The 12,522-nt window shown below is 69.8% G+C and carries 8 protein-coding genes; 3 read left to right on the top strand and 5 right to left on the bottom strand.

The window, feature by feature from the left end:
- Positions 1-107 precede the first annotated feature (107 nt).
- Positions 108-803, top strand: a complete 696-nt coding sequence (locus ACFVYR_RS11415; protein WP_384251969.1) for a L,D-transpeptidase family protein — start codon at positions 108-110, stop codon at positions 801-803.
- 207 nt (positions 804-1,010) lie between these two features.
- Here the strand turns inward: ACFVYR_RS11415 and ACFVYR_RS11410 are convergent, their stop codons facing one another.
- Positions 1,011-1,427: an ATP-binding protein gene (locus ACFVYR_RS11410; protein WP_384251967.1), complete on the bottom strand. Its 417-nt coding sequence runs from the start codon at positions 1,425-1,427 to the stop codon at positions 1,011-1,013.
- A 268-nt stretch (positions 1,428-1,695) separates the two neighbouring features.
- Here ACFVYR_RS11410 and ACFVYR_RS11405 point away from each other — a divergent pair, with 268 nt between their 5' ends.
- Positions 1,696-2,871, top strand: coding sequence for a lactate 2-monooxygenase (locus tag ACFVYR_RS11405; RefSeq protein ID WP_384251964.1), 1,176 nt, complete (start codon positions 1,696-1,698; stop codon positions 2,869-2,871).
- A gap of 27 nt (positions 2,872-2,898) precedes the next feature.
- On the opposite strand, the gene ACFVYR_RS11400 is transcribed toward ACFVYR_RS11405, so the two are convergent.
- Genes ACFVYR_RS11400 through ACFVYR_RS11385 form a run of 4 tightly spaced genes read right to left on the bottom strand, consistent with a single transcriptional unit; the run spans position 2,899 to position 7,691 of the window.
- Positions 2,899-4,461 carry a glycoside hydrolase family 13 protein gene (locus tag ACFVYR_RS11400; protein WP_384251962.1) on the bottom strand — a complete coding sequence of 521 codons (1,563 nt, stop codon included), beginning with the start codon at positions 4,459-4,461 and terminating at the stop codon, positions 2,899-2,901.
- 26 nt (positions 4,462-4,487) lie between these two features.
- Complete coding sequence (locus ACFVYR_RS11395) at positions 4,488-5,369, bottom strand: carbohydrate ABC transporter permease (protein WP_384251960.1); 882 nt, start codon at positions 5,367-5,369, stop codon at positions 4,488-4,490.
- A 4-nt stretch (positions 5,370-5,373) separates the two neighbouring features.
- Positions 5,374-6,318, bottom strand: a complete 945-nt coding sequence (locus ACFVYR_RS11390; protein ID WP_384251957.1) for a carbohydrate ABC transporter permease — start codon at positions 6,316-6,318, stop codon at positions 5,374-5,376.
- 5 nt (positions 6,319-6,323) lie between these two features.
- Complete coding sequence (locus tag ACFVYR_RS11385; protein ID WP_384251955.1) at positions 6,324-7,691, bottom strand: ABC transporter substrate-binding protein; 1,368 nt, start codon at positions 7,689-7,691, stop codon at positions 6,324-6,326.
- Between the two features lie 420 nt (positions 7,692-8,111).
- Here ACFVYR_RS11385 and ACFVYR_RS11380 point away from each other — a divergent pair, with 420 nt between their 5' ends.
- Complete coding sequence (locus tag ACFVYR_RS11380) at positions 8,112-12,449, top strand: discoidin domain-containing protein (RefSeq protein ID WP_384252162.1); 4,338 nt, start codon at positions 8,112-8,114, stop codon at positions 12,447-12,449.
- Positions 12,450-12,522: the final 73 nt, after the last annotated feature.

Genomic DNA, 12,522 nt, shown 5'->3' with positions numbered 1-12,522 from the left:
GTCATCTCATGCCGCAACGGACTTCGGGTCCGGGCTGTCTAGCAGGTGGAATTCAAGGAATCCGCCGGGACGCACCCGCGGACGGACGACGACGGAAGAGGGCAGCAGTGGGGGACATACGCAGACGAGGAGCCGTGGCGCTGGGCATCACCATGCTGGTGGCCCCGCTCACCATGGCGCTCGGCACCGGCAGCGCGCAGGCCGCGTCGTGCTCGACGCAGACCGGGCCGTACCAGAAGCAGGTCGAGAAGTTCCTCGGCCGCCCGGTGGACGGCAGGCAGTCGGCGGCCGACTGCAAGGCCATCAAGGCCTTCCAGACCAAGCACCAGATCACCCCGAACGCCGGGTACGCGGGCAGCGTCACCTGGGGGGTCATGAACCTCATGAACAAGCAGAAGGCGGTGGGCAACAACCCCAACAAGGCGGGCAAGTGCCCGACGGACAAGGGGCGCATCGCCTGTGTCGACCTGACGCTCCAGCTCAGCTGGATCCAGGACGGCAAGAACCTCAAGTACGGCCCCGTGCCGGTACGCACCGGCCGCAACGGCCACGAGACCCGCACGGGCCTGAAGAAGATCTACTGGCGGGACATCGACCACGTGTCGAGCCTGTACAACGTGCCGATGCCGTACAGCCAGTTCTTCGACGGCGGCCAGGCCTTCCACTCGGTCGGCATCAGCGTCTGGTCCCCGCCGGGCTCGCACGGCTGCGTCAACATGACGAAGAAGGACGCCACGAAGTACTGGAGCATGCTGCGCAAGGGCGACGACGTCTTCGTCTACGGCCGCAAGCCCGGCACCTGATAGCAAGAGCCGCCACGCTCCGGCTCCTCCTGCCGCCTTCGCTCAGAGCCTGTGTCATATCCCCGGCCGGGTGGTCGCCGCCTGGCACGCACGCTCGCAGCGTTACCGAAAAGCCCTAGTAGCTCCGCTACAAGGACTTCCCGGCGCCTTGCGATCGCACGCACCAGACGACGCCCACTGATCCGACCCGGGATATGACACAGGCTCTCAGGCCAGCACCGCCCGCACCGTCTTTCCGCCGCGGTGGGCGCCCACGACCTCCAGGCGGTACGCGAGCTCCCGCACCATGGCGAGGCCCCGTCCGCCCTCCCTGTCAGTACTCGGTTTCTTCAAACGGGGGCGTTCGGGGCTGGCGTCGGTGACCTCGACGGTCACCCGGTTGCCGGAGACCTCCACGCGAAGGCGGCAGCCGCCCTCGGCGTGCCGCACGGCGTTGGACACGAGCTCGGAGACGATCAAGGTGGCGTCGTCCACGCGCTCGGCGGCCACCTCCGTCTTGCGGCGTCGGGAACCGGCGAGGAACGCGGAGGCCAGCCCCCGTGCCCGGCCCGCCGATGCGAGCTCCTGCGGCAGCGCGTACTCCACCCGTTCCGTCGGCCGATGGGCGCGCTGGTGCGCACGCATGGCGACTCACTCCCCTCCCTGGGACAGACCGGCGTCCACCCGCGATCCATGTCGCCACCGGGGCCGCGGCATATGGTGCGCGACCGGTCCTGCCTCACGGTGATGCCCTCGCAGACTGATCCCCAATCCGCCCGCCGCCACTTCCCTCGGCACATGTTGACCCTGACGTCGACTTCGACCGAGACTGGCTGATCGTCCGTCGGCACCGGTGTCCGAGGCGCCGGGCCCGCATCCGCCACGCCGGAAACACGCCGGAAAGGTGACTCCCATGAGCCCCGCGCCCCGCGCCTTCAAGGACTACCAGGACGAGATCTACCTCGGCGGTCTTGGCGGAGTCGTCCCCAAGTACCCGATGGCCTTCGCCGAGTTGGAGGCGCGCGCCCATGCCGCCATGGCGCCGTCCGTCGTCTCGTACGTCGCCGGGGGCGCGGGCGACGAGCACACCCAGCGCGCCAATGTCCGCGCGTTCGAGGGCTGGGGACTGATCCCGCGCATGTTCGTGGGGGCCGCCCGGCGCGATCTGTCCGTCGACCTGTTCGGCCTGCGGCTGCCCTCTCCCCTGTTCATGGCGCCCATCGGTGTCCTCGGTATCTGCGCGCAGGACGGGCACGGCGATCTGGCGACCGCGCGGGCGGCCGCGGAGACCGGCGTCCCGATGATCGCCTCCACCCTGTCCTCGGACCCGATGGAGGCGGTCGCCGCCGAGTTCGGCGAGACGCCCGGCTTCTTCCAGCTGTACACGCCGACCGACCGCGCGCTCGCCGAGAGCCTGGTGCGCCGGGCGGAGAAGTCCGGGTTCAAGGCGATCGTCGTCACCATGGACACCTGGACCACGGGGTGGCGCCCGCGCGACCTGAGCACCTCCAACTTTCCCCAGCTGCGCGGCCACTGCCTGGCCAACTACACGAGCGACCCGGTCTTCCGCGCCCAGCTGGCCACCGGACCCGAGCAGGACCCGCAGTCGGCGGTCCTGAAGTGGACGCAGGTCTTCGGCAACCCGCTCACCTGGGACGACCTGCCGTGGCTGCGCTCCCTGACGTCCCTGCCGCTGATCGTGAAGGGGCTGTGCCACCCCGAGGACGTACGACGGGCCAAGGACGGCGGCGTCGACGGCATCTACTGCTCCAACCACGGCGGCCGCCAGGCCAACGGCGGGCTCCCCGCGCTCGACGTACTCCCCGCGGTCGTCGAGGCCGCCGACGGGCTGCCCGTCCTCTTCGACTCGGGGGTACGCAGCGGCGCGGACATCGTCAAGGCCGTCGCGCTCGGCGCCACCGCCGTCGGCGTCGGCCGTCCGTACGCGTACGGCCTGGGCATCGGCGGGGCCGACGGCGTCATACACGTCCTGCGGTCGCTCCTCGCCGAGGCCGATCTACTGATGGCCGTCGACGGCTACCCGACCCTCGCCGACCTCACCCGGGAGGCACTCCAGCGCGTGCGGTGACCGGGCGCGGACTCAGGGTGCGGGCTCTCAGGCCCACAGCCAGACCGCGGTGTCCTGCGGAAGCAGCCCCGTAGCTGTCAACGGGCCGCTGGCCAGCAGGGGTTCGGTGCCGGGCGGCAGCGGCACGGCGTCCGGGCCGAAGTTGACCAGGGTGATCCAGGTGGTGCCGGCCCGCTCAAAGGCGCGCGCGAAGCAGAGCACCCCGGGCTCGTCCTCGCGCAGCCGCCGCAGCGGCCCCGCCTCACCCGCGCAGCGTCGCAGCCGCAGCGCCGTGCGGTACAGGGAGAGCATCGAGTCCGGGTCGCGCGCCTGCCGTGCGGCCGCGTACCCGGCCCAGCCGGGCGGCGCCGGCAGCCAGCCGGGGGCCGGGGCGCCGTCCCAGGGCAGCGGCACCCGGCAGCCGTCCCTGCCGGGATCGAGCCCGCCGGAGCGCGCATGCATCGGGTCCTGGATGAGTTCGCGGGGAATCTCCGCCTCGGGCAGGCCGAGCTCCTCGCCCTGGTAGAGGTAGACGGAGCCGGGCAGCGCCAGGGTGAGCAGGGCCGCGGCCCGTGCCCGGCGGGTGCCGAGTGCCAGGTCGGTGGGGACACCGAAGCGCTTGCGTGCGAAGGCGAAACCAGTGTCATCGGCGCGTCCGTACCGGGTGACCGTCCGCGTCACGTCGTGGTTGGCGAGGACCCAGGTGGCGGGAGCGCCGACCGGGGCGTGGGTGGTCAGGGTCAGGTCGATCGACTCCCACAGCTTCGCCGGGTCCCAGGGGCGGGAGAGGAAGTCGAAGTTGAACGCGGTGTGCAGCTCGTCCGGGCGCAGGTAGCGGGCGAAGCGTTCCGCGTCGGGCAGCCAGATCTCGCCGATCAGCGCGGCCCCGTACTCGTCGGCGATCCGCCGCCAGGAGCGGTAGATGTCGTGCAGCTCGGGCCGGTCGTGGAAGGGGTGCGGGCCGCCGCCCTCCATCGGGGGCAGGCCTTCGGCTTTGGCGAGCAGCGCCGCGGAGTCGATGCGGACGCCGGCCGCGCCGCGCTCGAACCAGAAGCGCAGCACCTCCTCGTGCTCCGCACGGACCTTCGGGTGGCTCCAGTTGAGGTCCGGCTGTTCGGGGGCGAAGAGGTGGAGGTACCACTCGCCGTCCGCCGTGCGGGACCACGGCACCCCGCCGAACTCGCCGACCCAGTCGTTGGGCGGTTCCTCGGAGTACGGCCGGAAGTGGAACAGCTCCCGCTCCGGCGAGCCGGGGCCCGCCGCGAGGGCCGCCTTGAACCATTCGTGCTGGTCGGATACGTGGTTCGGGACGATGTCCACGATGCAGCGAAGGCCGAGCTCCTGGGCCTCCGTCATCAGCTTCTCGGCCTCGCCGAGGGTGCCGAAGGCCGGGTCGACGGCGCGGTAGTCGGCGACGTCGTAGCCGCCGTCCGCCAGGGGCGAGAGGTACCACGGGGTGAACCAGAGGGCGTCCACGCCCAGTTCGGCGAGGTAGGGCAGCCGGGCGCGGACGCCGGCCAGGTCGCCGGTGCCGTCGCCGTTCCCGTCGGCGAAGGAGCGGACGTACACCTGATAGATGGCAGCGCTGCGCCACCACTCCGTGCTGGACAAGAGGAAGTCCTTTCGAAGAAGGGCTCTCAGCCCTTGAGGCTGCCCGCGCCCAGCCCGGCGACGATCTGGCGCTGGAAGACCAGGAAGAGCGCGATCAGCGGAGTCGAGGCCATCACGAGCCCGGCCACCAGGGAGTTGAGCGGGGTGTCCTGCGCCACCCGCTGGAGGAAGACGCTCAGCGGTTGCGCCGCCGGGTCGGGCAGCACGAGGAGCGGCCAGAGGAAGTCCTTCCAGGCCGTGACGATGGACAGGATGGAGACCACCGCGAGGATCGGCCGGGACAGCGGGAGGACGATGCGCCACAGGGTCGTCAGCGTCCCCGCGCCGTCCATCTTCGCCGCGTCGAGCAGCTCGTCGGGGATCCGGTCGAAGAAGTTCTTGAGGATGTAGATGTTGAAGGCGTTGGCGGCGGCCGGGAGCCAGACCGCGCTCGGGCTGTTGATCAGGTTGCGGTTGAACAGGGGGACGTCCACGACGGTGAGGTAGACCGGCACGAGCAGCGCGGTCGTGGGCATCATCAGGGTCAGCAGCATCAGCGCGAGCACCGCGTTGCCGAACCGCGGGCGCAGCTTGGACAGGGCGTACGCGGCGGGCACCTGCACCGCGAGCTGCACCAGCCAGGCCCCGCCGGCCAGGACGACGGTGTTGAGGAAGTAGTCCGTCAGCTCCATCTCCCGCCACGCCTTGGCGTAGTTCTCGGGGTGCCAGGACTCCGGTACGTAGGTGGGCGGGTTCTGCGCCAGTTCCGTGGACGACTTCATGGCGCCGGTCGCCGCCCAGTACAGCGGCACGACGAAGGCCAGCGTGAACAGGGCGAGGGCCAGGGCGAGCGCCGACCAGTAGATCAGTCGTCCCTTACGGGTCCGCAGGACGGCGGGGCGGACGAGGGTACGCATGGAGGCGGACATCCCCTCACTCCTCGGCGGCGCGGGTGACCCGCAGGTAGAGGGCGGAGAAGGCGCCCAGGACGAGCAGGAGGAGCAGGCTGAGCGCGCTGGCGGTGCCGAAGTCGTTGTAGACGAAGGCGTACCGGTAGACCAGGAACATCACGGTCACCGTGGAGTCCTCGGGGCCGCCGCCGGTCATCACGTACGGCTCGGTGAACACCTGCATGGTGGCGACGATCTGCAACAGCAGCAGGACGAGGAGGACGAAGCGGGTCTGCGGGACGGTGACGTGGCGCAGGCGCTGCCACACGTTGGCGCCGTCGAGCTCCGCGGCTTCGTACAGCTCGCCGGGGATGGTCTGCAGGGCGGCCAGGTAGATCAGTGTCGTGGTGCCCATGTTGGCCCAGGTGGAGACGATGACCAGGGAGATCAGCGAGGTGGACGAGGAGTCGAGCCAGGCCGAGGTCGGCAGGTGGAGCGTGCGGAGGATTTCGTTGAGGAGTCCGGGGCCCGGGTCGTAGAACCACTTCCACATCAGGGCCACCACTACGGGAGGCAGCATGACCGGGAGGTAGACCAGGACCCGGAAGTACGCGCGCGCGTGGCGGAACTCGTTCAGAAGGACCGCTGTCAGGAACGGCACGGCGAAGCCGAGCAGCAGCGCGTACAGGGTGAAGAGGCCGGTGTTCTTCCAGGCGGTGAGGAAGAGCGGGTCGTTGAACAGCTTCTCGAAGTTGGCGAGGCCCGCCCAGGTGTTCCCGGTGGCGAAGTTGACGTGCTGGAAGCCGAGGATGACGTTGCGGACGATCGGCCACCACGAGAAGAGCGCGAAGATCACCACGGCGGCGCAGAGGAACCCGTACGCCGTCAGGTTCTCGCGCAGTGCGCGGCGCCGGGCCGCTGCCTGCCGCCGGGGAGCGGGCGGCGGCGGGGGCGCGGCCGTCTCCCGGGGCGGGGTCTTCAGGGACATGGCCATCAGGAGGCGTCGTAGATCGCGTCGACCTTGTCCTCGGCGCTGTCGAGGAGCGCGTCGATGTCGGCGCTCTTCTTGGTGAGGACGGCCTGCATCACGGAGTCGAGGACCGCGTAGACCTCTTGGGCCTTCGGGGGCTCGATGACGCCGGGCACCTTCGGCGCGGCGTCCATGAACGCCTGGTAGTTGCCGGTCGGCATGTTGGCGTGTCGCTGCTTGGCCTTCTCGATCCGGTCGCGGACCGGGCCCTCGAAGACGTCGGGGACGGTGGGCATCGGGATGCCGACCGGGAGCTCGGCCTGGGCGTAGTCGGCGACGTTCTTCTCGATGAGGTCGGGGTTGAGGTAGCGCCACTGGATCCACTTGACGCCGGCCTTGATCTTCTCCGGGGACGCCTTGGGGTTGAACATGTACCCCTCACCGCCGAGGAGCGTGGCCTTCGCGTCCGGCACCGGGGCGAGGGCGTAGTCCTTGTACTTCCCGCCGAACTGCTTGGCGATGACGGTGATGTTGTCGGCGGCCGAGACGTACATGCCGAGCTTGCCCGAGCCCATCATCCGCTGGACGTCCTCGACCTGGAGCAGCTGCTTGCTGCCCATCGAGTCGTCCTTCCAGCGCATGTCGTACAGGTCCTGGAGGGTGGCCCTGCCCTGCGCGGTGTTGAACGCGGCCTTCCACTTGCCGCCGCTCTCCTGTGCGATCCGGCCGCCGCGCGAGTACAGCTCCGCGGTGAAGTGCCAGCCGCCCTGGTTGTTCTTGGAGAAGTCGGCGTAACCGACGTTGTTGTCACCGAGTCCGGCGATCCTCCTGGCCGCCTTGCGGACGTCCGCCCAGGTCTTCGGCGGCTGGTCGGGGTCGAGGCCCGCCTTCTCGAACAGCGCGCGGTTGTAGACGAGGCCCATCGAGTAGTTCGACGTCGGCAGGCCGTACTGGCGGCCCTGCTCGTCCTGGAAGATCTTCATCAGCGGTTCCTGGATGTCGCCGCGGCGCGGCATGTCCTTGACGGCGTCCGTGATGTCCGCGGCCTGCTTCTTCTCGATCAGGGGCCGGGTGTCGGTGAAGTAGACGTAGAAGACGTCCTCCAACTTGCCGCCCGCCAGCTTGGCGTTGAAGGTCTTCGGGTCCATGAAGCCCTCGTGCGGCACGATGTCGATGTCCGGGTTGGCCTTCTCGAACCGCGCCACGTGCCGGTCGAAGAGTTCGCGTTCGAAGGCCTGGGTCTTGGGCGGCTGCCCGTTGACGTCGAGCTTCACCCTGCCGCCCGAGTCCGAGTCGGACGTGTCGCTGCTGGTGCCGCAGGCGGACGCCGCGACCAGTGCGAGAACGGTGACGGTGGCCAGTGCGAGCGTACGGCTGCTCGTGGATGTCATCGGGAGACCCCCTCCGGGTCGTGCTGCACGGCGCGAGGACGCGCCGGGTCGGCGGCGCGAGGGCGGCCCTTGAGGGGCGCGGCCGGTCCGCCGCGGTGCTGTGACTGTCGGGTGCGGCGCACACTCAACCACCGGCGACAGCGCGGCACAATATTCTGCGCAGACATTGCAAAATGCTGATAGCCGTTGTCGGCAGGGGCGTTGAGCCGGTCAGCTGTGGCGGGCCGGAACCTCCGCACGCCCCTTCCCGATGCGGTGCCACATGGCCCAACCAGCGATAACGCGTGCCGGGCAGAGGCAGCGTCACAACTTCGGCCGTCGCTGTAGTCAGATCGACAGTTCTCTGCAACTCTCCAGCATCGCAGTGCGAAAAGTTGCGCACCGATCCCATGTGAGGGAGCTGTGAGACTCGTGAGCCACATCAGACCCGCACCGAGCACGAGGCCGACGCCGACGCGAAGACCTCATGGGCTCCGGCCGGCCGGCCGCAGGTGGCGGACCTTCGCCGCCGCCCTCACCGCCGCCCTCCTCCTCGGGCTGCCCGCCCTGTCCGCCACCGCGGCGGGCGGCCCCGACCTCGCCGCGGGCAGACCGGCCAAGGCGAGCAGCGCCAAGAGCGAGTACGGGGCGGGGAACATCACCGACGGCAACCCGGCGACGTACTGGGAGAGCTCGGGCAGCGATCTGCCGCAATGGGTGCAGGTGGACCTCGGCCGCACCGTGCGCGTGGACGAGGTGGTCCTCGAACTGCCGCCGTCCTGGGAGGCCCGCAAGCAGACCCTTTCGGTCCAGGGCAGCCCCGACGGCACCGGCTTCAACACCCTGTCCGCGTCGGCCGCGCGCTCCTTCGAGCCCGGCGGCTCCAACGCGGTGAAGGTCGCGTTCCCCGCCGCGCAGGCCCGCTTCGTCCGCGTGCACATCACCGCCAACACCGGTTGGCCCGCAGCCCAGTTGTCCGAGTTGCAGGTGCACGCGGCGGAGGACGTCTCGGGGAATCTGGCGCGGGGCAAGACCCTCAAGGCCAGTAGTGACACCGGGACGCACCTCGCCGCCCTCGCGGGCGACGGCAACCGCGACACCTACTGGGAGAGCGAGAACGGCAAGCTGCCGCAGTGGATCCAGGCCGACCTCGGCGCCTCCCTCCGCGTCAACCAGGTGGTCCTGCGCGTGCCCACCAGTTGGGAGGCCCGCACCCAGACCCTGAAACTCCAAGGCAGCACCGACGGCACGGACTTCACCGACCTGTCCGCCGCCAAGGACCACGTCTTCAGCGACGCGACGGGCCGTTCCGCCACGCTCTCCTTCGACACCGCCACCACCCGTTACGTACGCGTACTGATCAGCGCCAACACCGGCAGACCCGCCGGGCAACTGGCCGAGCTGGAGATCTACGGCCCCACGGGCGGGGACACCCAGGCGCCCACCCCGCCCAAGAACCTCACCCTCACCGAGTCGGAGCCGGGCCGTCCCAAGCTCACCTGGGACGCGGCCACCGACGACAAGGGCGTGACCGCCTACGACGTGTACGCGAACGGGGAGCTGCGCACCAGCGTCGAAGGCGCCGTGCACACGTACACGGACACGCAGCCCACGAGCTCCACCGTCACCTACCACGTCCGGGCCCGCGACGCGGCGGGCAACGCGTCGCCGAACAGCAACACCGTGACCCGCAAGGGCGATTCGGGCGACACCCAGGCGCCGACGGCCCCTTCCCACCTCGCGCTCACCCAGCCCTCGCGCGGCGAGGTCAAGCTGACCTGGGGCGCCTCCACGGACAACGTGAAGGTCACGGCGTACGACGTGTACGCCGACGGCAAGCCGCTCAAGTCCGTCGGCGGCGACGCGACGGCGTACACCGATCAGCGGGCGGCCGGCAAGACGGTCTCCTACGCGGTGCGCGCCCGCGACGCCGCGGGGAACGTCTCGGCCTTCAGCAACACCGTGACACGCCCCGGAGCGGACGACGGCGCGAACCTGGCTCAGGGCAAGCCCATCGCCGCCTCCTCGGTGACCCAGACCTACGCGGCGGAGAACGCCAACGACGGCCTGACGTCCACCTATTGGGAGGGCGCCGCCGGGAGCTACCCCAACACCCTGACCGTGAAGCTCCGGGCCAACGCGGACGTCGACGCGGTCGTCGTCAAGCTGAACCCGGACCCCGCCTGGAGCCCGCGCACCCAGACCGTGGAGGTCCTCGGCCGGGAGCAGAAGGCCACGGACTTCACCACGCTCAAGGAGGCCGAGGAGTACTCCTTCAGCCCGTCCGGCAACCAGAACACCGTCACCGTTCCGGTCTCGGCCCGGGTCGCCGACGTCCGCCTCAAATTCACCGCGAACAGCGGGGCGACGGCGGGGCAGGTCGCCGAGCTCCAGGTCATGGGCACACCCGCGCCCAACCCCGACCTGGAGATCACCAGGCTGGCGTACGACCCTGCCGCGCCGGACGAGACCGACGAGCTGACCCTGGCCGCGACCGTGCGCAACGGCGGCAGGGAGGCGTCCGCCGCCTCCGACGTGACGTTCCGGCTCGGCGGCGACAAGGCAGGCAGGGCCCCGGTGGGCGCCCTCGGGGCGGGCGAGTCGGCGACCGTGGACGTCAAGGCCCCGGCACGCGGGGCGGGTTCGTACTCCTTCGCCGCGACCGTCGACGAGGCGGACGGGATCATCGAGCAGGACGAGGGGAACAACACCCTCACCAGCCCGACGCCGCTGACCGTCAAGCCGGTGCGCAGCTCCGACCTCCTCGCGTCCCCGGTGAGCTGGACGCCGAGCGCCCCCGCGAACGGCAAGGAGGCCGCGTTCAGCGTCGCGCTCAAGAACCAGGGCACGCAGGACTCCGCGTCCGGCGGCCACCGGATCACGCTGACCGTGCAGAACGCCAAGGGCGACACGGTGAAGACCCTGACCGCGACGTACGACGGGACCATCGGCGCGGGTGACACCACCGCCCCGGTCAAGCTCGGCACCTGGACGGCGGCCAACGGCCGCTACACGGTCAAGGTCGTCATCGACGACGACGCCAACGAGATCCCGGCCAAACGCGTGAACAACACCAGCACCCGGCCGCTGTTCGTCGGTCGCGGCGCCGCCATGCCGTACGACACGTACGAGGCGGAGGCCGGTGTGCTCGCCGGCGGTGCGAAGGTGGTCGGCCCCAACCGCACCATCGGTGACCTGGCGGGCGAGGCGTCCGGCCGCCGGGCCGTCACCCTCGAATCGACCGGTGCCTCGGTGGAGTTCATCGCCGACCGGCCCACGAACACCCTTGTCACGCGCTTCTCCATCCCGGACGCGCCGGGCGGCGGCGGCACCGAGGCGACGCTGAACGTGTACGTCGACGGGGTCTTCCGCAAGGCGATCGACCTCACCTCCAAGTACGCCTGGCTGTACGGCGCGGAGGCCGGGCCGGGCAACTCGCCCGGGGACGGCCCGGCCCGGCACATCTACGACGAGGCGCACGTCCTGCTCGGCGAGACGGTTGCGGCGGGCAGCAAAATCAAACTGCAGAAGGACGGCACCAACACCTCCCGGTACGCCATCGACTTCGTCGACCTGGAGAAGGCCGAGCCCAAGGCGAACCCGGATCCGGCCGCGTACGTCGTGCCGGCCGGGTTCGGGCACCAGGACGTGCAGAACGCCCTGGACAAGGTCCGCATGGACACCACGGGCAAGCTGACCGGCGTCTACCTGCCGCCCGGCGACTACGAGACGTCCGGCAAGTTCCAGGTCTACGGCAAGGCCGTGCGGGTCGCGGGCGCGGGGCCCTGGTTCACGCGCTTCCACGCACCGGCGTCCCAGCAGAACACCGACGTCGGGTTCCGCGCCGACGCCGACGCCGAGGGCTCGTCCTTCACGGGCTTCGCCTACTTCGGCAACTACACGTCACGCATCGACGGCCCCGGCAAGGTGTTCGACTTCCAGAACGTCTCCGACATCACCATCGACGACATCTGGAACGAACACATGGTGTGCCTGTACTGGGGCGCCAACACGGACCGCATGACCATCAAGAACTCCCGGATCCGCGACATGTTCGCCGACGGGATCAACATGACCAACGGCAGCACGGACAACCTCGTCGCGAACAACGAGGCACGGGCGACGGGCGACGACAGCTTCGCCCTCTTCTCGGCCATCGACGCCGGTCGCGCGGACATGAAGAACAACGTCTACGAGAACCTGACCTCCCTGCTGACCTGGCGCGCGGCGGGCATCGCCGTCTACGGCGGCTACAACAACACCTTCCGCAACATCCGTATCGCCGACACCCTCGTGTACTCCGGGATCACGGTCAGCTCCCTGGACTTCGGCTACCCGATGAACGGCTTCGGCACCGATCCGACGACCCTGGAGAACATCTCCATCGAGCGGGCCGGCGGTCACTTCTGGAACGGGCAGACCTTCCCCGGAATCTGGCTGTTCTCCGCGTCCAAGGTCTTCCAGGGGATCCGGATCAACAACGTGGACATCACCGACCCGACGTACCACGGCATCATGTTCCAGACGAACTACGTGGGCGGCAGGCCGCAGTTCCCGATCAAGGACACGGTCCTGCGGGACATCACCGTCACGGGGGCCCACAAGAGCGGTGACGCCTACGACCACAAGTCGGGGTTCGGTGTCTGGGCCAACGAGATGCCCGAGGACGGGCAGGGCCCGGCGGTCGGCGAAGCGACCTTCCACAACCTGAAGTTGAGCGACAACGCGCAGGACGTCAAGAACACCACATCCACCTTCAGGATGGGCGTACAGCCCTGACCGACGACCGCCACCGAGGGGAGCACGGCCCCGGCCGACCGGAGACGGGCGGCCGGGGCCTCCCGGCCTGCAA

Origin of the sequence: Streptomyces sp. NPDC058284 (assembly GCF_042881135.1) — a bacterium.
Taxonomy (GTDB): Bacteria; Actinomycetota; Actinomycetes; order Streptomycetales; family Streptomycetaceae; genus Streptomyces.
Note: the sequence above shows the minus strand (reverse complement) of the source record. Positions and strands in the feature narration are given on the sequence as shown.